This is a genomic window from Streptomyces sp. NPDC002754 (assembly GCF_053592315.1).
Window position 1 is genome coordinate 135,702 of sequence record NZ_JBSFVM010000013.1, and the last position, 21,544, is coordinate 157,245.

At 68.1% G+C, this 21,544-nt stretch carries 20 protein-coding genes; 10 read left to right on the plus strand and 10 right to left on the minus strand.

Annotated elements, in window-relative coordinates; genetic code table 11:
* The first annotated feature begins 53 nt into the window (after positions 1–53).
* The gene (locus tag ACWD2L_RS25020) at positions 54–929 is read left to right on the plus strand and encodes a GNAT family N-acetyltransferase (protein ID WP_351332182.1); all 876 of its coding nucleotides are present in this window, start codon (positions 54–56) and stop codon (positions 927–929) included.
* A 69-nt stretch (positions 930–998) separates the two neighbouring features.
* On the opposite strand, the gene ACWD2L_RS25025 is transcribed toward ACWD2L_RS25020, so the two are convergent.
* Positions 999–1,418, minus strand: coding sequence for a GlcG/HbpS family heme-binding protein (locus tag ACWD2L_RS25025; RefSeq protein WP_351332185.1), 420 nt, complete (start codon positions 1,416–1,418; stop codon positions 999–1,001).
* Positions 1,419–1,498: 80 nt separating this feature from the next.
* Positions 1,499–2,704 (minus strand): MFS transporter, encoded by a 1,206-nt coding sequence (locus ACWD2L_RS25030; protein ID WP_351332188.1) that lies wholly within the window; start codon positions 2,702–2,704, stop codon positions 1,499–1,501.
* A 142-nt stretch (positions 2,705–2,846) separates the two neighbouring features.
* On the opposite strand from ACWD2L_RS25030, the gene ACWD2L_RS25035 reads away from it, so the two are divergent.
* Both ACWD2L_RS25035 and ACWD2L_RS25040 read left to right on the plus strand, forming a co-directional pair.
* Positions 2,847–3,305: a MarR family winged helix-turn-helix transcriptional regulator gene (locus tag ACWD2L_RS25035; protein ID WP_351332191.1), complete on the plus strand. Its 459-nt coding sequence runs from the start codon at positions 2,847–2,849 to the stop codon at positions 3,303–3,305.
* A gap of 47 nt (positions 3,306–3,352) precedes the next feature.
* On the plus strand, positions 3,353–3,805 hold the full coding sequence (locus ACWD2L_RS25040; RefSeq protein WP_351332194.1) for a GNAT family N-acetyltransferase: 453 nt from the start codon (positions 3,353–3,355) through the stop codon (positions 3,803–3,805).
* Between the two features lie 72 nt (positions 3,806–3,877).
* Here the strand turns inward: ACWD2L_RS25040 and ACWD2L_RS25045 are convergent, their stop codons facing one another.
* Both ACWD2L_RS25045 and dnaB read right to left on the minus strand, forming a co-directional pair.
* Entirely contained in the window at positions 3,878–5,260 is a 1,383-nt protein-coding gene (locus ACWD2L_RS25045) for a serine hydrolase domain-containing protein (protein WP_351332197.1), read from the minus strand.
* Between the two features lie 80 nt (positions 5,261–5,340).
* On the minus strand, positions 5,341–6,822 hold the full coding sequence (dnaB, locus tag ACWD2L_RS25050; RefSeq protein ID WP_351332200.1) for a replicative DNA helicase: 1,482 nt from the start codon (positions 6,820–6,822) through the stop codon (positions 5,341–5,343).
* A gap of 459 nt (positions 6,823–7,281) precedes the next feature.
* Here dnaB and ACWD2L_RS25055 point away from each other — a divergent pair, with 459 nt between their 5' ends.
* Positions 7,282–8,619: an MATE family efflux transporter gene (locus tag ACWD2L_RS25055; RefSeq protein WP_351332203.1), complete on the plus strand. Its 1,338-nt coding sequence runs from the start codon at positions 7,282–7,284 to the stop codon at positions 8,617–8,619.
* 132 nt (positions 8,620–8,751) lie between these two features.
* Here ACWD2L_RS25055 and rplI read toward each other — a convergent pair whose 3' ends face one another.
* The 4 genes from rplI to rpsF all read right to left on the minus strand — a co-directional run bounded on the left by rplI (position 8,752) and on the right by rpsF (position 10,494).
* Positions 8,752–9,198 (minus strand): 50S ribosomal protein L9, encoded by a 447-nt coding sequence (gene rplI, locus ACWD2L_RS25060; protein ID WP_351332206.1) that lies wholly within the window; start codon positions 9,196–9,198, stop codon positions 8,752–8,754.
* An 18-nt stretch (positions 9,199–9,216) separates the two neighbouring features.
* Positions 9,217–9,453 (minus strand): 30S ribosomal protein S18, encoded by a 237-nt coding sequence (gene rpsR, locus ACWD2L_RS25065; RefSeq protein ID WP_003949403.1) that lies wholly within the window; start codon positions 9,451–9,453, stop codon positions 9,217–9,219.
* Between the two features lie 63 nt (positions 9,454–9,516).
* Positions 9,517–10,128: a single-stranded DNA-binding protein gene (locus ACWD2L_RS25070; protein WP_266712018.1), complete on the minus strand. Its 612-nt coding sequence runs from the start codon at positions 10,126–10,128 to the stop codon at positions 9,517–9,519.
* 75 nt (positions 10,129–10,203) lie between these two features.
* Complete coding sequence (gene rpsF / locus ACWD2L_RS25075; protein WP_326018524.1) at positions 10,204–10,494, minus strand: 30S ribosomal protein S6; 291 nt, start codon at positions 10,492–10,494, stop codon at positions 10,204–10,206.
* A gap of 285 nt (positions 10,495–10,779) precedes the next feature.
* On the opposite strand from rpsF, the gene ACWD2L_RS25080 reads away from it, so the two are divergent.
* From ACWD2L_RS25080 to ACWD2L_RS25090, 3 genes are all read left to right on the plus strand, one after another.
* Positions 10,780–11,100, plus strand: a complete 321-nt coding sequence (locus ACWD2L_RS25080) for a hypothetical protein (protein WP_351332210.1) — start codon at positions 10,780–10,782, stop codon at positions 11,098–11,100.
* A gap of 149 nt (positions 11,101–11,249) precedes the next feature.
* Positions 11,250–12,371 (plus strand): peptidoglycan bridge formation glycyltransferase FemX, encoded by a 1,122-nt coding sequence (gene femX, locus ACWD2L_RS25085; RefSeq protein ID WP_351332213.1) that lies wholly within the window; start codon positions 11,250–11,252, stop codon positions 12,369–12,371.
* Between the two features lie 58 nt (positions 12,372–12,429).
* Positions 12,430–13,461: an alanine racemase gene (locus ACWD2L_RS25090; RefSeq protein WP_351332215.1), complete on the plus strand. Its 1,032-nt coding sequence runs from the start codon at positions 12,430–12,432 to the stop codon at positions 13,459–13,461.
* Positions 13,462–13,554: 93 nt separating this feature from the next.
* On the opposite strand, the gene ACWD2L_RS25095 is transcribed toward ACWD2L_RS25090, so the two are convergent.
* Positions 13,555–15,078, minus strand: a complete 1,524-nt coding sequence (locus tag ACWD2L_RS25095; protein ID WP_351332218.1) for a glycosyltransferase family 87 protein — start codon at positions 15,076–15,078, stop codon at positions 13,555–13,557.
* Positions 15,079–15,207: 129 nt separating this feature from the next.
* A complete protein-coding gene (locus ACWD2L_RS25100; RefSeq protein WP_351332220.1) occupies positions 15,208–17,943 on the minus strand; it encodes a transglycosylase domain-containing protein in 2,736 nt (911 codons plus the stop codon).
* Positions 17,944–18,317: 374 nt separating this feature from the next.
* Between ACWD2L_RS25100 and ACWD2L_RS25105 the strand changes: the two genes are divergently transcribed.
* The 3 genes from ACWD2L_RS25105 (at position 18,318) to ACWD2L_RS25115 (ending at position 21,509) form a co-directional block, all read left to right on the plus strand.
* On the plus strand, positions 18,318–18,998 hold the full coding sequence (locus ACWD2L_RS25105; protein WP_351332222.1) for a PadR family transcriptional regulator: 681 nt from the start codon (positions 18,318–18,320) through the stop codon (positions 18,996–18,998).
* Positions 18,999–19,042: 44 nt separating this feature from the next.
* Positions 19,043–20,125, plus strand: a complete 1,083-nt coding sequence (locus ACWD2L_RS25110) for an inositol-3-phosphate synthase (RefSeq protein WP_351332225.1) — start codon at positions 19,043–19,045, stop codon at positions 20,123–20,125.
* Positions 20,126–20,249: 124 nt separating this feature from the next.
* A complete protein-coding gene (locus tag ACWD2L_RS25115) occupies positions 20,250–21,509 on the plus strand; it encodes an MFS transporter (RefSeq protein WP_351332228.1) in 1,260 nt (419 codons plus the stop codon).
* The last annotated feature ends 35 nt before the right edge of the window (positions 21,510–21,544 follow it).

Below are 21,544 nucleotides of genomic sequence, written 5' to 3' on the forward strand. Positions count from 1 at the left end.
ACTCTTCACAAAGCGGTGGACGCCGCGGGGCGAAGTCGGACAGCCTGACCTGCGTGTCGACACCTTCCCCCTCCAGCCAGCCCATCCGCCGCCTCACCCCGCGCGATGTCCTCGCTTGCGCCGACCTGTCCGAGAACCGGGGCTGGCCCCGTGAGGAACACAAGTGGCGGCTACTGCTCTCCGCCGGTACCGGCTACGGCATCGACGACCCCGACGGCGGTCTCGTCAGCGCGTGCGTAGTGACCGAGTACGGACCCCGCGAGCGGCCCGAACTCGGAGCGATCGGCATGGTTCTGGTCGCCGAGCAGCATGCACGGCAGGGCATCGGCAGGCGCCTGATGCGCCACGTCGTCGAGCGGGCGGGCACGACCCCGCTCACACTCCACGCGACGCCGTACGGGCGGCCGCTCTACGAGGAGTTGGGCTTCAAGGTCACAGGGCGGGCCGAAATGGTGCGCGGCCGCTTCGCCGCGGGCGGGTCCCTGCCTGTTGTCTCCACCCGCGCGGCCACAGCAGAGGACCTCCCCGCCATCCTCCGCCTGGACGCTGAGGTCTTCGGCCCGGACCGTACGCAGGTCATCACGCGACTTCCGGCCTTCGCGGACCAGTTGCGGGTGGCGGTGGACGAGGGGCCCAGTGGCGGGCTCATCGGCTTCGCGGCCGCCTGGCCCAACGAGGACACCCACGTCATCGGCCCGCTCATCGCCCGCGACACCGCGACGGCACAGGCCCTCGTGGCCTCGCTCGCGGCGGGCACGGACCGGCCGCTGCGCACCGACATCGACGTGCGCCACGAAGAGCTGCTGGCGTGGCTCAAGGAAAGTGGCCTCGATGCCGTCAGCCTCAACGCGGTGATGAGCTACGGGTCTTCAGGTCTGCCAGGCGACTGGACCCGCCGCTTCGCACCGCTGACCGTGGCCGCGGGCTGAGCAAGCGTCCGCCCCAAGTACCGCTGTGTTGCGGTGACTCGGGGCGGATGCGGCACGCACGTCCAGCTGTTACGCGAGGGCCTCCACGGCCGCGGTGGCGAAGCCGTGGTCCTGCTCGGGGGCGCCGCCACCGACACCGATGGCACCAATGAGCCGTCCGTCGCGGTGGACCGGCAGGCCGCCGGCGATGAACAGCAACGGCCGGTCCAGCGCGGTGGGCAGGGTGTGGAAGGGGCCCTCGGGCTTGACCAGGTCGACGAGGTCGGCGGTGGGGGCGTTCAGCTGGAGCGCGGTGTACGCCTTGCGCGTGCTGGTCTCGCCGGAGATGAGGACGGCGCGGTCGTCGCGGCGGAAGGCCAGGAGGTGCCCGCCCGCGTCGAGGACGGTGACGCTGACGGTGACTCCGGCCGCCTCGGCCGCGAGGTGAGCGGCGGCGACCAGGGTCTCGGCGTCCTGCGTGCTGAGTGGGGTGACGGCGGTGGTGCTCATGAGGTGATGCTCCTTGCGGGATGGTGCTGAGGGGGCTGTGGGGCGAGGGCGACATCGGGCCCCGCCTCCCGGGGCGTGGATCAGTGGCGGGCCGGCTCGGTACGCGGCTGCTCGGTGGCCGCGACGATCAGGCTCGGGGCGGACGTGCGGCGCTCGAGGGCCGCGGACAGCACGGCCAGGACGAGGGCTGCCGCGGCGAGCACGGCACCGACCCAGTTCGGGGAGGTATAGCCGAGGCCCGCGGCGATCACCATGCCGCCGAGCCAGGCGGAGAGGGCGTTGCCGAGGTTGAAGGCGCCGATGTTGACGGCCGAGGCGAGGGTCGGGGCGCCGGACGCCTGGTCGAGGACGCGCTTCTGCAGCGGTGGCACGGTCGCGAAGCCGAACGCGCCGATCAACACGATGGAGATCGCGGACAGCACCTGGTTGTGCGCGGTGACCGTGAACAGAGCGAGCACGAGGGCGAGCGCGCCAAGCGACACGTACAGCATGGGCATCAGGGCGCGGTCGGCAAACTTTCCGCCGACGAGGTTGCCGGCGACCATGCCGAGGCCGAAGAGGACCATGAGCCAGGTGACGGAGCCGTCCGCGAAGCCCGCGACGTGCGTCATCATCGGCGCGATGTAGGTGATGGCCGCGAAGACCCCGCCGAAGCCGAGCACGGTCATCGCCATGGCGAGCACGACCTGCACGTTCTTGAACGCGGCCAGCTCGTGACGCAGCCGCACACCTTCCGGCTTGGGCAGGTCGGGCACGAGCTTGGCGATGCCGACGAGGCCGATGACACCGAGTCCGGCGACGACCGTGAACGTCACGCGCCAGCCGACCGACTGGCCGATGTACGTGCCGAGCGGGACACCGACGACGTTCGCGACGGTCAGGCCCGTAAACATCATGGCGATCGCTCCGGCCTTCTTCTCCGGTGCCACCAGCTCGGCCGCGACGACCGAGCCGATGCCGAAGAACGCACCGTGGGCGAGCGAGGCGACCACGCGGCCGATCAGCATGACGGCGAAGACGGGCGCGACGGCGGAGAGCAGGTTGCCGACGATGAAGAAGCCGAGCAGCAGCATCAGCATCCGCTTGCGCGGGATGCGCGTGCCCAGGGCGGTCATCAGCGGGGCGCCGAACATCACGCCGAGCGCGTAGCCGGTCACCAGAAAGCCGGCCGTGGGGATGGAGACGCCGAAGTCACCCGCGACCTCTGGGAGCAATCCCATGATCACGAATTCCGTGGTTCCGATACCGAAGGCCCCGATCGCGAGGGCGAGAAGCGCGAGAGGCATGGAGGGACCCCTTCCAGACTGTTGCGGGTGCGCTTTACGAGACCTCACAATAATTGCAGACGCTGGTTAATTGCAAACGCGGGCTACCCCGGTCATCGACTACCCTGGGCTGAGCCGCTCCGGGACGGAGGAATCACGAACCATGACCGCCACAGACCCCGCACTGACCGCCCTTTCTCAGGGCTGGTGCGCGCTTTCGCTGTTGCACGGGCAAATCGAGTCCCACATCGAGCGCGCACTGCAGGCCCGACACGGGCTGAGCGTGCGCGAGTATTCGCTGCTTGACGTCCTCGGCCGTCAGCACGACGGGGAGGGCGGCCACCTCCAGATGAAGCAGGTGGCCGACGCCGTCGTCCTGAGCCAGAGCGCGACCACGCGCCTCGTCACGCGGCTCGAGGAACGCGGCCTGCTCGCCCGCTATCTGTGCCCGACCGACCGTCGGGGCATCTACACGAACGTCTCCGAAGCCGGGTTCAAGCTCCTCGAAGAGGCCCGCCCCACGAACTCCACGGCGCTGCGGGAAGCCCTCGACGCCGCGGCCGAGAACCCGGACCTCGTTCCTCTGGTCAAAGCGGTCGAGGGGCTGCACGCCGTCGCCTGACCGGGGCCGAACACAGTCGGCGGAAGGCCCCGCATAGGCTGCGGTCCATGGGAGATCTTGAGATCAGGCCCGCCGCGGCCGAGGACATTCCGGAGATTGTCGCCATGCTGGCGGACGACCCGCTGGGCGCCCAGCGGGAGTCCCCGGAGGACCTGACGCCGTATCTCACCGCGCACGCACGCCTGACGGCCGACGCGAACCAGCACCTCGTCGTCGCCGCGCGCGGGGGCCACGTCGTCGGCACACTGCAACTCAGCATCATCCCCGGGCTCTCCCGGAAGGGCTCCACCCGCTCGATCATCGAGGCCGTCCGCATCCACGCGGACGAGCGTGGCAGCGGCCTCGGCACGCAGCTCATCGAGTGGGCCGTCGACGAGTCCCGGCGCCAGGGCTGCCAGTTGGTACAGCTGACCTCCGATGCCACGCGTACCGATGCCCATCGCTTCTATGAGCGACTGGGCTTTGTGGGCTCGCACATGGGATTCAAGCTGCAGCTGTGACGGAGGAGTCGCGCGGTCGGCGTTTCACGGTCGGCTGTTTCACGTGAAACAGCCGACCGACAGAGCTGGGTGTCACCGCGGAATGCCCCGCCACCCCTCCGGATCCACTCCACCAGGAACCGGCCCGTCCGCCGGGTACGGCTCCCGCGTGAAGACGAAGGAACCGAGGTCCAGGTGGCTCACCGCCCCGTCGTCCCGCCGGACGGCCCGGAGCAGCTCTCCGGCGTAGTAGCCATCCAGCCCGGTCCAGGTGCCGTCTCCGTTCGACCGGAACCGGGAGCGTCGTCCGCCCCCGGCCGCCGGACCCATCTCCACACCGCCGTCGGCCGCCAAGCGCAGCACCACGGCCTGTGTCCCCCAATACCAGGGCCCCACCAGCTCCAGTTCGGACGCCTCTACTTCGGGGAGCGGCCGCCACGGCTCGGGCAAGCTCGGCTCGGCCTCGGCGACGATCGCCATCAGTTCGGCGGCCAGCGTCCCCGCGGGCACCCCCGTCGTGCAGTTGGCGAGGGCCACCGCCACGAGCCCCTCCTCCTCGCACAACCACAGCCCCGCCACGAACCCCGGCAGCGAGCCCGTGTGCCCGGCCAGGGTGCGTCCTCCGCCCCGCACCACCTGCATGCCGAGCCCGTACGAGGATCCCCAGTCGCCCGGCACCGTCGGCGCGGCGGGAGTCCGCAGCTCCCGGACGGAGTCCGCACTCAGCACCCGGTCGTCTCCGCCCATGAGGAAGGAGGCAAAGACGGCCAAATCCCGCGTGGTGGACCACAGTTGACCAGCAGGGGCCATCAAGCCCAGGTCCTCGCTCGGCTCCGGCAGCAGCACATCCGCGTACGGGTGCACGGCCCAGCCCCCGGCGTGCGGCTGCTGTGGCTGGACGCTGGTGCGGGTCAGACCCAGCGGTTCGAGAATCTCGTCGCGCAGGGCCTTCTCCCAGGACACCCCGCGCACCGCCTCGACCAGGGCGCCCAGCAGCGTATAGCCGGGATTGGAGTAGTGGTGGCGGCGGCCGACGGGGTGCCGGAAAGGCTGCTCGCCGAGGACGTCCGCGAGGGTCGGGCGCCGGCTCGCGGGGCTCCGCTCCCACCATTCCCCCGGCGTCTCGGCCGCCAACCCGCCGGTGTGGGCGAGCAGTTCGGCGACGGTGACCGTGCCGGCACCGGTGTCGGGCAGATACTTCTCCAGCGGGTCCGCCAGATCGAGCAGCCCTTCATCGCGCAGTCGCAGCACCAGTACGGCCGTGAATGTCTTGGTGATCGAACCGATCCGGTACTGCACGTGCTCGTCCGGCCCGTGCCCGTCCACCGAGGTACGCGATCCGGTCCACACCAATTCGCCGTCCCGCGCGACCGCGGCCACGAGTGAGGGCGCCCGCCCTTCGCTCTGGGCCACGGCGATGCGGTGCAAGAGGGCGCGACGCGTGGTGGGCAACAACACTTCCGGGGATGTCGTCATGGGCCCAGTCCATCCTGACCGACGACCGGCGTCGAGCGGTTTTCACCGGAGGCTGATCTGTGCCGCCGACCGTCTCCTGGTCAGGTCTGCGCCATGTCCACGAAGCGCGAGTAGTGGCCCTGGAAGGCGACGGTGATCGTGGCCGTCGGACCGTTACGGTGCTTGCCGACGATGATGTCCGCCTCGCCCGCGCGCGGCGACTCCTTCTCGTACGCGTCCTCACGGTGCAGAAGGATGACCATGTCCGCGTCCTGCTCGATGGAGCCGGACTCACGCAGGTCGGACACCATCGGCTTCTTGTCCGTCCGCTGCTCGGGGCCACGGTTCAGCTGGGACAGCGCGATCACCGGCAGCTCCAGCTCCTTGGCCAGCAGCTTCAGGTTTCGGGACATGTCCGAGACCTCCTGCTGTCGGCTCTCGGAGCGCTTCGAGCCACCGGCCTGCATCAGCTGCAGATAGTCGATGATCACGAGCTTGATGTCGTTGCGCTGCTTGAGCCGGCGGCACTTCGCGCGGATCTCCATCATCGACAGGTTCGGGGAGTCGTCGATGTACAGCGGCGCGGCCGAGACCTCGGGCATCCGGCGCGCGAGCCTCGTCCAGTCCTCGTCCGTCATCGTGCCGGAGCGCATGTGGTGCAGGGCCACTCGCGCCTCGGCCGACAGCAGGCGCATCGCGATCTCGTTGCGCCCCATTTCGAGGGAGAAGATGACGCTCGGCAGGTTGTTCTTGATCGACGCGGCGCGCGCGAAGTCCAGCGCCAGCGTGGACTTACCCATGGCGGGGCGGGCCGCGATGACGATCATCTGGCCCGGGTGCAGACCGTTGGTGAGCGAGTCGAAGTCGGTGAAGCCGGTCGGCACACCGGTCATCTCGCCGCTGCGCGAACCGATCGCCTCGATCTCGTCGAGCGCGCCCTCCATGATGTCGCCGAGCGGGAGGTAGTCCTCGCTGGTGCGCTGCTCGGTGACCGCGTAGACCTCGGCCTGCGCCCTGTTGACGATCTCGTCGACGTCGTCGTCGCCCGCGTATCCCATCTGCGTGATCCGCGTGCCCGCCTCGACGAGACGGCGCAGTACGGCGCGCTCGTGGACGATCTCCGCGTAGTATTCGGCGTTCGCCGCCGTCGGGACCGTCTGCACGAGGGTGTGCAGATACGATGCGCCACCGACCTTGTTGATCTCGCCGCGCTTGGTCAGTTCCGCGGCGATGGTGATCGGGTCGGCGGGCTCGCCCTTGGCGTAGACGTCGAGGATCGCCTGAAAGATCGTTTCGTGGGCCGGCTTGTAGAAGTCCGCCCCCTTGATGACCTCCACGACGTCGGCGATCGCGTCCTTCGACAGGAGCATGCCACCGAGCACGGACTGCTCGGCGTCCAGATCCTGCGGCGGAACGCGCTCGAAGGTGGCAGGGCCCTCGTCCCAGCCGCCACCACCCTCGCTGCCCCGCTCGTGCTGGTCGCCCTGGCCTCGGCCGGCACCCCGGAACGGCCGGGAAGCGGGCAGACGATCGCTGGGACCGTCGTCGGCCCAGGGGTCGTCCAATGGCTCGGAGATACTCACCGGGCCGCCTCCTCCCGTCCGCCGAGCGGACCTCGCCGTACCCCTCATTCCTACGGCACGACACTGACAAATCAGAGGCCCAACTCCGCTTATGACGCGTCGGAATTGTGAGGTTTCCGAGGTCGCGGGACACGGTGGGCGCCGCACCACGGTAGGCCTGTGGGCACCGTCAGCCAATCTGGTTATCCACAGGCCATGTGGATGACCGGCCCCTCGCTGTGGAGAACCTGGCAAAACCTGTGCACGACACGGTGGACAGGCCTGTGAACAAGCCCTCAGGCTATTCCATACATAGGGCCTGACCTGCTGTTTTCCCATCCACCGGCTGTGCAGAAGAAAAACTTTCCCAGTCGGCCCAAGATCTCCGTCGGCCCCGCCCCGCGACACGCGGAAGACTGTCGTAAGTAAGGGTCATTCACGGATTGCATCTCTTACCTGTGGAAGATTAGATTGGTGCCCATGACACAGGCTCCCGCGACGCCCAAAGCCGCCCGACGGCGGCACGACCGAGAGATCGTCGCTCTCGCCGTTCCCGCCTTTGGCGCACTCGTCGCTGAGCCTCTTTTCCTCATGGCCGACAGCGCCATCGTCGGCCATCTCGGCACCTCGCAGCTCGCGGGACTCGCCGTCGCCTCGGCCCTGCTGCAGACCGCGGTCAGCATCTTCGTCTTCCTCGCCTACGCGACCACCGCGGCGGTTGCGCGACGTGTCGGCTCCGGTGATCTGAAGTCCGCCATCCAGCAAGGTATGGACGGCATCTGGCTCGCCCTGTTCCTCGGGGCCGTGGTCGTCGCGGTCGCCCTGCCCGCGGCCCCGGCGCTGGTCGAACTCTTCGGCGCCTCCGACACCGCGACGCCCTACGCGATCACCTACCTGCGCATCTCCTCGCTCGGCATTCCCCCGATGCTCATCGTCCTCGCCGCCACCGGCGTGCTGCGCGGGCTGCAGAACACCAAGACCCCTCTGTATGTGGCGGTCGCCGGCTTCATCGCCAACGCGGGGCTCAACGTCGCGCTCGTCTACGGTGCCGGCCTGGGCATCGCGGGTTCGGCCTGGGGCACCGTCATCGCCCAGGTCGGAATGGCCGCCGTCTACCTCGTCGTCGTGATCCGTGGCGCCCGCCGCCACGGAGCTTCACTGCGTCCGGACGCGGCCGGCATCAGGGCCTGCGCCCAGGCGGGCGCTCCACTTCTCGTCCGTACGATCTCGCTCCGGGCGATCCTGATGATCGCGACGGCCGTCGCGGCCCGGCTCGGCGATGCCGATGTGGCCGCTCACCAGATCATCCTGTCCCTGTGGAGCCTGACCGCCTTCGCCCTCGACGCCATCGCCATCGCCGGCCAGGCGATCATCGGCCGCTATCTCGGAGCGGATGACGCTCCAGGCGCGCGGGCCGTCTGCCGCCGGATGGTGGAGTGGGGGATCGCAGCGGGGGTCGTCCTGGGCGTACTGATCGTCTTTGCCAGGCCACTGTTCGTCCCGCTGTTCACGAGCGATCAGCTCGTACAGGACGCCGCCCTGCCCGCGCTCATCGTCGTCGCGCTGTCCCAGCCCGTATGCGGAATCGTCTACGTCCTCGACGGCGTCCTCATGGGCGCGGGCGACGGGCCCTATCTTGCCTGGGCCATGCTGGTCACGTTTGCCGTCTTCACGCCGGTGGCGCTCCTGGTCCCCGTGTTCGGCGGTGGTCTCACGGCAGTGTGGGGAGCGATGGCGCTGATGATGACGGTGCGCATGATCACGCTCTGGATCCGCTACCGCTCGGGACGCTGGGCCGTGACGGGCGCGACACGCTGACTCCGAGCGGGCTGTTTCACGTGAAACCGTGCCAGCGAACCCGTTTCACGTGAAACGCAGACAGCAAGCATGTGGGGCCGCACCCCGAAGGGTGCGGCCCCACATTCGCTTCAGCGCTGCTCAGGGCAGTGCTCAGGCAGAGACGACCTCGATGTTGACCTTGGCGGCAACCTCGGGGTGCAGACGCACGGAGGCCTCGTGGCCACCGAGCGACTTGATCGGCGAGCCCAGCTCGACACGACGCTTGTCGACCTTCGGGCCACCGGCAGCCTCGATCGCCGAAGCGACGTCAGCCGGGGTGACGGAACCGAAGAGACGACCGGCGTCGCCGGAGCGGACGGCCAGACGGACCGCGGTGCCCTCGAGCTTGGCCTTGATCTCGTTGGCCTGCTCGATGGTGGCGATCTCGTGGATCTTGCGGGCGCGGCGGATCTGCGCCACGTCCTGCTCGCCACCCTTGGTCCAGCGGATCGCAAAGTTCCGCGGGATCAGGTAGTTACGGGCGTACCCGTCCTTGACGTCGACGACCTCGCCGGCGGTGCCGAGGCCAGAGACCTCGTGGGTCAGGATGATCTTCATGTTTCGGTCACCCTTTCCTTATCGCGCGGTGGACGTGTAGGGCAGCAGCGCCATCTCACGGCTGTTCTTGACGGCCGTGGCGACGTCACGCTGGTGCTGCGTGCAGTTGCCGGTCACGCGGCGGGCACGGATCTTGCCGCGGTCGGAAATGAACTTCCGCAGCATGTTCGTGTCCTTGTAGTCCACGTACGTGACCTTGTCCTTGCAGAACGCGCAGACCTTCTTCTTAGGCTTGCGCACAGGCGGCTTCGCCATGGTGTTTCTCCTGTGTGATCAAGAAGTGTGGGGTGCGAACCCAGCCCTGTCAGGGAGTGATCCCTAGAAGGGGGGCTCGTCCGAGTAGCCGCCGCCGGAGCCGCCGGAGCTTCCGCCCCAGCCGCCACCGCCGCCGCCTTGCTGGCCGCCGCCGGCTGGCGCACCGGTCGCCCAGGGGTCGTTGGCCGGGGCTCCGCCCTGGCCACCTCCCTGGCCGCCCTGCTGACCGCCGGGGCCGCCGCCCCAGCCGCCACCGCCGCCGCCCTGCTGGCCGCCGCCGAATCCGCCGCCGCCACCCTGGCCACCACGACCGGGGGTCTTGGTGACCTTGGCGGTGGCGTAGCGCAGCGAGGGGCCGATCTCGTCGACCTCGAGCTCCACGACCGTCCGCTTCTCGCCCTGCTGGGTCTCGTACGAACGCTGCCGCAGTCGTCCCTGAGCGACGACGCGCATGCCGCGCGTCAGCGACTCGGCGACGTTTTCCGCGGCCTGACGCCAGATCGACGCGCGGAGGAACAGCGCATCGCCGTCCTTCCACTCATTGGTCTGGCGGTCGAACGTCCGGGGCGTCGACGCGATCGTGAAGTTCGCGACGGCCGCACCGGACGGGGTGAAGCGCAGCTCGGGGTCGTCGGTCAGGTTTCCGACGACGGTGATAACGGTCTCGCCTGCCATGGGGGAACCTCTCGGCGGGTTTGCTGCTGGCTGCTTGCTGCTACTCGGATCCCGAGTACCGCTGAACTAGGAAGTTCAGTGGGTCTCGGGACGGAGGACCTTGGTCCGGAGGACCGACTCGTTCAGGTTCATCTGGCGGTCGAGCTCCTTGACGACCGCAGGCTCAGCCTGCAGGTCGATGACCGAGTAGATGCCCTCGGGCTTCTTCTTGATCTCGTACGAGAGCCGACGACGGCCCCAGGTGTCGACCTTCTCCACCTTGCCGTCGCCCTCACGGACAACAGACATGAAGTTCTCGATCAGGGGGGCGACAGCGCGCTCCTCCAGATCGGGGTCGAGGATGACCATCACCTCGTAGTGACGCATGTAGAACCCACCTCCTTTGGACTCAGCGGCCACGGTCGTTCCGTGGCAGGAGGGTTGTTATGCGTGAGCAACGGTATCGGCCACCACTGACAATCGGGTCCGACGAGCGGATCCGCGCTGATCAGAGGAGTGCCCCCTGGTCGGGGGCATGAACAGACACCGGTGCAGACCGTACAGACTACCCGCACCTCTGCTTCCGGTTGAAATCCGGCAGCCAATGGCCGCAATCTGTACACATCGGGTGTGTACGGCGCTACAGTGCGCCGCTTCCGCAGGAGGTGCCCCATGGCACAAGTAATGCGTCCGAACAGCACCGCTTCCTCATCCCTTTTTGCCACGGACGGCAGGCCCCATCCGCTGCCGGACACCCTGCTCGGGGTGACCGTGGTGCTCGGAGCGATCGCGATCATCACGTCGATCTGGCCCGGGCTTCATCTCCTCAGCTCCTGGGCAGGGCTCGTCGGCATCCTGACCGGGGCCTACGGCCAGTTCGTCTCCGAGACGACCCGGGAACGATTCGGGCTGATCCTGGGCCTGGGAGCGTCAGCCGTCGGCTTCTTCATCGGCATGGCACACGGAGGTCTCTTCGGCGGGCTCCTCGGCTGAGACCGCCCCCTCGGAAGCTGCCGCGGGGCCGCCTTCACCACCGACCTCCCATACGGCCGGTCGGGGCGCTCACAGGGCGCAGTAGGCTTCGGCGCGAGAGCCGGAGCCCCTGTACCCATGGGGACACACCAGCCCGAGGAGCGCCCCGAATGAGCCTGACCCTGAGGACCATCAGCCGAGAGCAGCATCTGGCGTACATCCAGAGCCTGCCGTCGGCCAGCCACATGCAGGTCCCCGCATGGGCAGACGTAAAGGCGGAATGGCGCTCCGAGCACCTGGGCTGGTTCGACGAGCGCACCGGCGAAATGGTCGGTGCGGGCCTGGTGCTGTACCGCCAGCTCCCCAAGATCAAGCGCTATCTCGCGTATCTGCCCGAGGGCCCGGTCATCAACTGGTACGCGCCGAACCTCGAAGAGTGGCTGCGCCCGATGCTCGCGCATCTGAAGCAGCAGGGCGCCTTCTCCGTGAAGATGGGCCCGCCGGTCATCATTCGCCGCTGGGACGCGCCTTCCATCAAGAAGGGCATACAGGACGCGGATGTGAAGCGCCTGCGCGACATCGAGGCGGACCACATCGAGCCGCGCGCCTTCGAGGTCGCCGACAAGCTCCGCCGCATGGGCTGGCAGCAGGGCGAGGACGGCGGCGCCGGCTTCGGCGACGTACAGCCGCGCTATGTCTTCCAGGTGCCGCTCGCGAACCGCTCCCTCGAAGAGGTGCACAAGCAGTTCAACCAGCTGTGGCGACGCAACATCAAGAAGGCCGAGAAGGCCGGCGTCGAGGTCGTCCAGGGCGGCTACCAGGACCTCGCCGAGTGGCAGCGCCTGTACGAGATCACGGCCACCCGCGACCACTTCCGGCCGCGCCCGCTGTCGTACTTCCAGCGCATGTGGACGGCCCTCAACACCGAGGACCCCAACCGGATGCGGCTCTACTTCGCGCGGCACAACGGCGTGAACCTCGCGGCGGCCACCATGCTCGTCGTGGGCGGGCACGTCTGGTACTCCTACGGCGCTTCCGACAACATCGGCCGCGAGGTGCGCCCGTCCAATGCCATGCAGTGGCGGATGCTGCGCGACGCCTACGCGCTCGGCGCCACCGTCTACGACCTGCGCGGCATCTCCGACTCGCTGGACGAGACCGATCACCTCTTCGGCCTGATCCAGTTCAAGGTCGGTACGGGCGGCCAGGCGGCCGAATATCTGGGCGAGTGGGACTTCCCGCTCAACAAGCTGCTGCACAAGGCGCTCGACATCTACATGTCGCGGCGCTGAGCGCCCGGCACAATCTGACCTAGCTCCGCACTCTCCACGAAAGGTTCCGGGACCGGCCATGGCGCTCACGCTCTACGTCGACACCGCGCGCTGGCGGGCACACCACAAGCAGGTGCTCGAGCAGTTTCCGGGGCTCGTCCCCGTCTGCAAGGGCAACGGATACGGCTTCGGTCACGAACGGCTGGCGGAGGAAGCGACTCGTTTCGGTACCGACGTCCTTGCCGTCGGCACCACGTACGAGGCCGCCCGGATCAAGGACTGCTTCAGCGGTGACCTGCTGGTCCTGACGCCGTTCCGGCGCGGCGAGGAGCCGGTTCCGCTGCCCGACCGCGTCATCCGCTCCGTCTCCTCCGTCGACGGCGTGCACGGCCTCGTCGGCGCCCGCGTCGTCATCGAGGTCATGTCCTCGATGAAGCGGCACGGCGTCACCGAGCAAGACCTGCCGCAGCTCGCGCACGCCATACAGGACGTGCGCCTCGAGGGCTTCGCGATCCACCTGCCTCTCGACCGCACCGACGGCACGGACGCCGTCGAGGAGGTCATCGGCTGGATGGACCGGCTGCGCGCGGCCCGCCTTCCGCTGCACACCATGTTCGTCAGCCACCTGAAGGCAGACGAACTGGCGCGTCTGCAGCAGCAGTTCCCGCAGACGCGCTTCCGTGCGCGCATCGGTACGCGGCTGTGGCTGGGCGACCACGAAGCGACCGAGTACCGCGGCGCCGTCCTCGACGTCACGCGCGTGACGAAGGGCGACCGGTTCGGCTACCGCCAGCAGAAGGCCCCCTCCGACGGCTGGCTGGTGGTCGTGGCGGGCGGTACGTCGCACGGTGTGGGCCTGGAGGCCCCGAAGGCCGTGCACGGCGTCATGCCGCGCGCCAAGGGCGTCGCACGGGCCGGTCTGGCGACGGTGAACCGGAACCTGGCGCCGTTCGTCTGGGCGGGCAAGCAGCGTTGGTTCGCCGAGCCGCCGCACATGCAGGTGTCGATCCTGTTCGTGCCGTCCGACGCCCCCGAGCCGCAGGTCGGCGAGGAACTGGTGGCCCATCTTCGGCACACCACCACGCAGTTCGACCGGATCGTGGATCGCTGACCACTGAACGCGCCTCTACGTAGGACATACGAAAGCGGGTCGGGCCCATGAGGTGCCCGACCCGCTTTTCGTGCCTCCAGCGAGGGTGTTCGCTCAGAGCGAACTCCCCGGCGTTCGACCCCAGTCGACCGCCGCCGGTTCCTCCGAGGTACGGGCGGCGTGCCGGTGCCGCCGCGGGCGAGCCGCCTGCCCCAGTACGAAGACGTCCTTGGCGCCGTCCAGCACACCGCCCGTGGGGTCGTCCTCCCCGGAGCGTCGCACCACGTCCCGCTCGGGCAGCCAGATGTCCCGCACGATGACCGCGCAGAGGTAGAGCGTGCCCAACAGGTGCGCCGCGACGACCAGTTGATATCCGTCCTCGGGTAGCCCCTGATGCTTGTCCCCGCTCGTCGTGTACGCGAGGTACAGCCAGATCCCCAGGAAGTACGCGACCTCGCACGCCTGCCAGACCAGGAAGTCCCGCCACTTGGGGCGCGCCAGCGCGGCGAGCGGGATCAGCCACAGGACGTACTGCGGTGAGTAGACCTTGTTGGTGAGGATGAAGGCCGCGACCACCAGGAACGCGAGCTGTGAGAAGCGCGGTCGCCGGGGCGCGGTGAGTGTCAGCGCCGCGACGCCCAGACAAGCGAACACCATCAGCGTCGTGGCCAGGGTGTTGACGACGTTGGTGTCGAGGGGCGTGTCCCGGTGCTGGGAAATGATCAGCCAGAAGGAGCCGAAGTCGACTCCGCGCTCCTGGCTGAACGTGTAGAACTTCGACCAGCCCTCGGGCGCCAGCATCATCACCGGCAGGTTCACGGCCAGCCACGAGACGGCGGCGCCAAGGGTCGCCCTGCCGAACTCCCGCCACCGGCCGGCCCGCCAGCACAGCACGAAGAGCGGTCCGAGCAGCAGCACGGGGTACAGCTTGGCGGCCGTCGCAAGGCCGAGCAGCACGCCGAAGGCGAAGGCCCTGCTCCGCGACCACATCAGCATCGCGGCCGCTGTGAGCGCCACCGCGAAGAGGTCCCAGTTGATGGTGGCGGTCAGCGCGAAGGCGGGCGCCAGTGCGACCAGCAGGCCGTCCCAGGGGCGCCTGCGATGGGTGCGGGTGACGCACACGGCGATCACCGCCGCGCAGATCATCATTATCCCGGCGTTGACCATCCAGTACACCTGCTCCTGGTGCTGAATGGAGCCGCTGCCCGGCGTCAGCCACGCGGCGACCTCCATGAACACACCGGTGAGCACCGGGTATTCGAGGTAGTCCATGTCGCCGGAGAGCTTGTCGAAGTACGGCACGAGGCCATCGGCGAATCCGCGTCCCTGGTACAGGTGCGGGATGTCCGAGTAACAGGCGTGTGTGTACTGGGAGCTGGTGCCGTAGAACCAGGCGCCGTCGTAGCAGGGGAACTTCTGGACCATGCCGAGCGCGAACATGCCGAGCATGACGAGTGCGATCACCCGTGCGGGCGTCCACCACGAGATCCCGAGCAGGGCCCGTCGCCCGATGGGCCCGCCGATGAACCCGCTGCCAACGGCGGCGACCTCGTCCTCTCTGGTCGGCCGTACCTGCTCCGGATCCGGATCCCCTTCCGGCTGCTGCGGATTCGCGCTCGTCGTCTCTGCACTGGGCATGCGGCACATCCTGCCGTACGAGGCTGAGAACGGGGCGAGGGCCGCCACACCCGGTGGGTGTGACGGCCCTCGCTTGCCGTGGAACACGCAGAGTTTCACGTGAAACACGGTGCGTTGAAGCCGGTTCGGCTACTGGTTCGGGCCTCCGAAGATGCCGCCACCGTTTCCATTGCCCGGGCCTCCGGTGTCGTCGGTACTCCCGTCGCTCGGCGTCGACGACGCTCCGCCGTCGGTCGCGCCTCCGGTGTCCGTACCCCCGGTGGCGCCACCGTCCTCGTTCTTGCAGGCCCAGTCCCAGTCGCTGCACGTCTCCGAGGGCGACGGGGACGGCGGCGCAGTCTCGCTGGTCGACGGGGACGGCGAGGCGGTCTCCGACGGGGTCACCGTGGCCGACGGGGTCGGCGTGGGGCTCGGGGTCGCGCCCACGAGCTCCCCGATGGGCTCCGGCACCGGGAACGGCTCGTTCGGCTGGCCCTTCAGAGCCTGCGTCATGTAGTCGTGCCAGATCTCGGACGGGAACGACGCACCGTGGATCTTCTCCTGACCACCGGTGCCGTACATCTCAAGGAACTTGCGGTTGTGGGACTTCTCGTTGTCGTCCATCCGGTACATCGTGATCGCGGTGGACAACTGCTTGGTGTAGCCGACGAACCAGGCCGACTTGTTGCCGTCGGTGGTACCGGTCTTGCCGGCCACGTCGCGGCCCGGCAGCCGCGCCGCCGTACCGGTGCCCTTGTCGACGACGGTCTTGAGAACGTCGGTCACGTTGTCGGCGACCTTCGTGTCGAAGGCGCGCACGGGCTTGGCCTCGTGCCGGAAGACGTTCTCGCCCTCACGGTCGACGGATGTCACCGAGTACGGGTCGTTCTGCTGACCACTGGTCGCGAACGTGCCATAGGCGCCCGCCATACGGATCGCACTCGGGTCGGACGTACCGAGGGAGAACGAGGGGTAGTTGGAGTCGGCGAAGCTGTCGTCCAGGATGCCGGCCCGCTTCGCGGCGCCGCGCACCTTGTCCAGACCCACGTCCATGCCCAGCTGCACATAGGCCGAGTTCACGGACTCGCGCATGGCCTCGCGTAGATCGATCTGGTAGCTCGGCTTGTTGTACGACTGCTTACCGTCGTTGGTCTGGTTCCACTGCTTGCCCTTCTCATTCGTCCAGATGTCCCCCTTCCAGTCCTTGATCTTGAGCCCGTTCTTGCCGCTGTACAGACTCTTGGGGGAGACGATCGTGCGCTGGCTCGCGTCCTGGACCTCGGGCCCCTGCGGGTTCCTGACTCCGTCCCTGAAGGCAGCCGCGAGGACGAAGGGCTTGAAGGTCGAGCCGACCTGGGCGCCGGTGACATCAGCGTTGTTGGTGAAGTGCTTCGTGGCGTCCTCACCGCCGTAGATCGCCTCGATCGCGCCGGTCTTGGGGCTGACGGAGGCTCCACCGAACTGGACATGCCGGTCCACGTACTTCCCGTTGACCTTGCGGTTCTTCTGGAGGTTCTCCTTGCGAACCTTCTTCACGGCGTCCTCGAGCTTCTTCACCTTGTTCTTGTTGAACGTGGTGTGGATCTCGTAGCCGCCCTTCTGCAGGTCGTCCTCGGTGATCTCGCCATTGCTGTTCTTGACGGCATTCGACTTGGCGAGGTCGACGAGATAGCCGGTCTGACCGCCGAGCTGGGCGTTGGCGCGCGGGCTCGCCAGCTTGGGGAAACTCTTGAACTGGGCTCGCCGGCTCTGGCTCAGATGCCCGTCCTTGACCTCTTCGCCGAGGATCCACGACCAACGCTTCGTGGCGCGCGCCTGGTTCTTCTGCGGCGTCGCGTTGACCGGGTCGATGCCGGGCGCTCCCGCCGGGTCGTAGTACGTCGAGCCCTTGAGCACAGACGCGAGGAACGCGGTCTGGCTCGCGTCGAGCTTCGTGGCGTCCTCACCGAAGTAGGTGCGGGCTGCGGCCTGGATGCCGTAGGCGCCGCGCCCGTAGTACGCCGAGTTCAGATAGCCGGCCATGACATCGTCCTTGTCGACGGTCCGACCGACCTTTATGGAGACGAACAACTCCTTGAACTTACGGGTCACCGTCTGGGACTGGTCGTCCAGCATCGCGTTCTTCACGTACTGCTGGGTGATGGTCGAGCCGCCCTGCGTCTCGCCGCCCTTGGCCATGTTGAACACGGCACGGGCGATACCCATCGGGTCGACGCCCTTGTCCGTCTCGAACGTCTTGTTCTCCGCCGACATGACGGCGTAGCGCATGGACTTCGGGATGTCCTCGTACTTGATGATCTGCCGGTTGGTCTCGCCACCGGTGGCGACCATCTGCGATCCGTCGGACCAGTAGTAGACGTTGTTCTGCGCCGTCGCAGTCTTGGCCGGGTCGGGCACACCCACCAGCGCGTACGCGATGCCGGCCGCGACCATCATGCTGCCGAACAAGCCGACGCACATGCCGGTCACCAGGCGCCAGGAGGGCACCCAGCGGCGCCAGCCGTGCTTGTACGCGCGCGGGTAGTCGACGAACCTCTTCTTCTCCGGGCCACCGTGCCCCGCACCGTACGGGCCGCCAGGACCGCCTCCACCGGGGCCGCCACCACCGCGGCGGCCACCGCCACCGCCACCGGCGCCATCGGCTGACCTGCGCCGACCGCCGCGCTGGGCCGCCTTACGGGCTTCGGCACGTCCGCCCCAGGGGCGTTCCGCCTCCGGGCTCCCATACGGGCCCGTTGAGCTCGGGGGGTCGTGGGAAGCGGCGGGCGAGGGGGAGCCTCCACGCGGTGCCGCGCGGCGGCCCGATGGTGCTCCGGATGCTCCGCGACGGGCCGCGGCGCGCCCACCGCCCTGCGGCTGCGGCGGTTTGCGACGGTGCTCGCTCATCGAACGACTACTCCTCGGGCAGGCGCGAGGTCGCGCGCCTGGAAACGGCGTCGGGTTTCCGGTCCCCCCGGAGTACGGATGCGCCCCTCTCGGCACTCACCCGCACTACACCAGGGACAACGACGCTCACGTGCGTCACTCGGTTCCCGGTGGTCTGCATGGCGGACAGACTACGCACCGTCAAAACCCTCCTAGGGCCGAACTTCACCCCAAATCAGGCAACTCGATTCCTACGAATCGGTGATGTGACGCCGTTCACCGTGATCGCACTTGCCGCAGCCGAGGAGCAGTTCTATCGTCTAGATGTATCGAGTCGATACATCAGCTCGGCATAAAGAGTCGATACAAGGGCCCGCGGCAGGGAGGAGACGACGATGAGCCGACGTTCCGGCATCCTCGAGTTCGCCGTACTCGGTCTGCTCCGCGAGTCCCCGATGCACGGCTACGAGCTGCGCAAGCGACTCAACACTTCACTCGGAATATTCCGCGCCTTCAGCTACGGGACGCTGTACCCCTGCCTCAAGACACTGGTCGCCAACGGCTGGTTGATCGAGGAACCGGGTCCAGGACCCGACGACACCCCTGCGGCTCCACTCGCGGGGCGTCGCGCCAAGATCGTCTATCGGTTGACGGCAGAAGGTAAGGAGCACTTCGAGGACCTGCTCTCGCAGACCGGCCCCGATGCATACGAGGACGAGCACTTCGCCGCGCGTTTTGCCTTCTTCGGGCAGACGTCGCGGGACGTGCGCATGCGCGTCCTCGAGGGCCGTCGCAGCCGTCTGGAGGAGCGCCTCGAAAAGATGCGCATCTCCTTCGCCCGCACCCGCGAGCGCCTGGACGACTACACGCTCGAGCTGCAGCGGCACGGCATGGAGTCCGTGGAGCGCGAAGTGCGCTGGTTGAACGAGCTCATCGAGAGCGAGCGCGCGGGCCGTGACCAACGACGGTCACGACCGGGGGACGCGGCTCAGCAGGACACATCTGGAGAGACGGGCGGCCTGCCCCGGCATCGGGACAGCACCCGGCCGGATCCGTCCGACGACACCGCCACGTGAAGCCCGGTCAGGGCTTCACCGAGTACACACAGGGAGCAACCGGAATGGGTTCGGTTCGCGTAGCCATCGTCGGCGTGGGCAACTGCGCCGCCTCGCTGGTGCAGGGCGTCGAGTTCTACAGGGACGCCGACCCGGAGACCAAGGTCCCGGGCCTGATGCACGTGCAGTTCGGCGACTACCACGTCGGTGACGTCGAGTTCGTCGCCGCGTTCGACGTCGACGCGAAGAAGGTCGGTCTGGACCTCTCGGACGCCATCGGCGCCTCCGAGAACAACACCATCAAGATCGCCGACGTGCCGAACAAGGGCATCGAGGTCCAGCGTGGCCACACGCTGGACGGCCTGGGCCGCTACTACCGCGAGACGATCGAGGAGTCCCCCGAGGCCCCGGTCGACGTCGTCCAGGTCCTCAAGGACAAGCAGGTCGACGTTCTCGTCTGCTACCTGCCCGTCGGCTCCGACGACGCGGCGAAGTTCTACGCCCAGTGCGCCATCGACGCCAAGGTCGCGTTCGTCAACGCCCTCCCGGTCTTCATCGCCGGCACCAAGGAGTGGGCGGACAAGTTCACCGAGGCCGGCGTCCCGATCGTCGGTGACGACATCAAGTCGCAGGTCGGCGCGACCATCACGCACCGCGTGATGGCGAAGCTCTTCGAAGACCGCGGTGTCCGCCTCGAGCGCACGATGCAGCTCAACGTCGGCGGCAACATGGACTTCAAGAACATGCTGGAGCGCGACCGCCTCGAGTCGAAGAAGATCTCGAAGACGCAGGCCGTCACCTCGCAGATCCGCGACCGCGAGCTGGGCAAGGACAACGTCCACATTGGCCCGTCCGACTACGTCGCGTGGCTCGACGACCGCAAGTGGGCGTACGTCCGCCTCGAGGGCCGCGCCTTCGGTGAGGTCCCGCTGAACCTGGAGTACAAGCTCGAGGTCTGGGACTCCCCGAACTCCGCGGGTGTCATCATCGACGCCGTGCGCGCCGCGAAGATCGCCAAGGACCGCGGCATCGGCGGCCCGATCCTCTCCGCGTCCTCGTACTTCATGAAGTCCCCGCCGGTGCAGTACTTCGACGACGAGGCCTACGAGAACGTCGAGAAGTTCATCAAGGGTGAGGTCGAGCGCTGACCTTGTCCTGAAGGGCGGTCCGGGTGTTCCACGTGAAACACCCACCTCCTGAAGGCTGTTGAGGCCCCCGGTTCGCACACATGGTGCGCGCCGGGGGCCCGCCTCGTATGTGAGGCTGTGCCCCATGTCTGTCGTCCGTGACCTGCGCGTACTGCTGCGCCTGCGCGATTTTCGGCGTCTGTTGACGCTACGGCTGCTCTCCCAGGGCGCGGACGGCGTGTATCAGGTGGCACTCGCCACCTACGTGGTGTTCTCCCCGGAGAAGCAGACCTCGCCCGCCGCGATCGCGTCGGCCATGGCCGTGCTGCTGCTCCCGTACTCCCTTGTGGGCCCGTTCGCCGGCGTCCTCCTCGACCGTTGGCGACGTCGTCAGGTTTTCCTCTACGGCAACCTGCTGCGGGTACTGCTCGCCTCCGTCACGGCCGCACTCATGCTGAGCCACACTCCGGACTGGCTCTTCTACGCGTCCGCGCTGTGCGTCACCGCGGTCAACCGCTTCGTTCTGTCCGGGCTCTCGGCCGCACTGCCCCGTGTCGTGGACTCGGAGCGCCTCGTCATGGCCAACTCCGTCTCACCGACCGCGGGGACCCTCGCGGCCACGCTGGGCGGCGGCCTCGCCTTCGGCGTGCGCCTGATCGCCGCCGACTCGGATGCTGCAGTGGTCCTCATCGGGGCGTTGCTCTACCTGTGTGCCGCGCTCGCATCCCTGCGCATGGGTGTTCAACTCCTCGGCCCCGATCCGGAGTTGGTCCAGCCACGGCTGGGGGCGGCAGTGACCGGCACCGCCCGGGACCTCGCCGCCGGCGTCCGGCACCTTGTCTCGCGCCCACCCGCCGCGCGCGCCCTTGCCGCGATGACGGTGATGCGGTTCTGCTACGGCGCCCTACTCGTCATGGTGCTCATGCTGTGCCGGTACGCGTGGTCATCCACGGAGTCCGAAGGCCTGGCCCTGCTCGGCCTCGCCATGGGCGTCTCGGGGGCAGGCTTCTTCGTCGCGGCGGCCATCACCCCCGCAGCTGTGGGCCGGTTCGGCACGGCCGGGTGGATCGTCCTCTGCGCCAGCACCGCTTCCGTACTGGAACTCGCCCTGGGACTCACCTTCAAACCCGCGCCGATCGTGGTGGCTGCGTTCGTTCTGGGCCTGACCACACAAGCAGCGAAGATCGCCACCGACACGGTCGTGCAGTCCTCCATCGAGGACGGCTTCCGTGGCCGGATCTTCTCCATCTACGACGTACTGGTCAACGTCTCCTTCGTCGGTGCGGCCGCGGTGGCGGCACTGATGCTGCCGCCGGACGGCCGCTCGGTCCCCCTCGTGGTCCTGGTTTCGATCCTCTACGGAGCGACCGCTCTGACGCTGTGCGGGCGGCGGCGTTTCACGTGAAACGGAGCGTCTCCAGATATGCGTCGGGCTCTGTT

Excerpts from the sequence above, each read along its gene's own strand:
- ACWD2L_RS25090 (WP_351332215.1), top strand. The coding sequence starts at position 12,430 with ATGGCGCTCACGCTCTACGTCGACACCGCGCGCTGGCGGGCACACCAC.
- ACWD2L_RS25115 (WP_351332228.1), top strand. The coding sequence starts at position 20,250 with ATGTCTGTCGTCCGTGACCTGCGCGTACTGCTGCGCCTGCGCGATTTT.
- ACWD2L_RS25055 (WP_351332203.1), top strand. The coding sequence starts at position 7,282 with ATGACACAGGCTCCCGCGACGCCCAAAGCCGCCCGACGGCGGCACGAC.
- rpsR (WP_003949403.1), bottom strand. The coding sequence starts at position 9,453 with ATGGCGAAGCCGCCTGTGCGCAAGCCTAAGAAGAAGGTCTGCGCGTTC.
- ACWD2L_RS25035 (WP_351332191.1), top strand. The coding sequence starts at position 2,847 with ATGACCGCCACAGACCCCGCACTGACCGCCCTTTCTCAGGGCTGGTGC.
- ACWD2L_RS25025 (WP_351332185.1), bottom strand. The coding sequence starts at position 1,418 with ATGAGCACCACCGCCGTCACCCCACTCAGCACGCAGGACGCCGAGACC.
- rpsF (WP_326018524.1), bottom strand. The coding sequence starts at position 10,494 with ATGCGTCACTACGAGGTGATGGTCATCCTCGACCCCGATCTGGAGGAG.
- ACWD2L_RS25045 (WP_351332197.1), bottom strand. The coding sequence starts at position 5,260 with ATGACGACATCCCCGGAAGTGTTGTTGCCCACCACGCGTCGCGCCCTC.
- ACWD2L_RS25040 (WP_351332194.1), top strand. The coding sequence starts at position 3,353 with ATGGGAGATCTTGAGATCAGGCCCGCCGCGGCCGAGGACATTCCGGAG.
- ACWD2L_RS25105 (WP_351332222.1), top strand. The coding sequence starts at position 18,318 with ATGAGCCGACGTTCCGGCATCCTCGAGTTCGCCGTACTCGGTCTGCTC.
- ACWD2L_RS25070 (WP_266712018.1), bottom strand. The coding sequence starts at position 10,128 with ATGGCAGGCGAGACCGTTATCACCGTCGTCGGAAACCTGACCGACGAC.
- ACWD2L_RS25080 (WP_351332210.1), top strand. The coding sequence starts at position 10,780 with ATGGCACAAGTAATGCGTCCGAACAGCACCGCTTCCTCATCCCTTTTT.
- femX (WP_351332213.1), top strand. The coding sequence starts at position 11,250 with ATGAGCCTGACCCTGAGGACCATCAGCCGAGAGCAGCATCTGGCGTAC.
- rplI (WP_351332206.1), bottom strand. The coding sequence starts at position 9,198 with ATGAAGATCATCCTGACCCACGAGGTCTCTGGCCTCGGCACCGCCGGC.
- ACWD2L_RS25095 (WP_351332218.1), bottom strand. The coding sequence starts at position 15,078 with ATGCCCAGTGCAGAGACGACGAGCGCGAATCCGCAGCAGCCGGAAGGG.
- ACWD2L_RS25110 (WP_351332225.1), top strand. The coding sequence starts at position 19,043 with ATGGGTTCGGTTCGCGTAGCCATCGTCGGCGTGGGCAACTGCGCCGCC.
- ACWD2L_RS25100 (WP_351332220.1), bottom strand. The coding sequence starts at position 17,943 with ATGAGCGAGCACCGTCGCAAACCGCCGCAGCCGCAGGGCGGTGGGCGC.
- ACWD2L_RS25030 (WP_351332188.1), bottom strand. The coding sequence starts at position 2,704 with ATGCCTCTCGCGCTTCTCGCCCTCGCGATCGGGGCCTTCGGTATCGGA.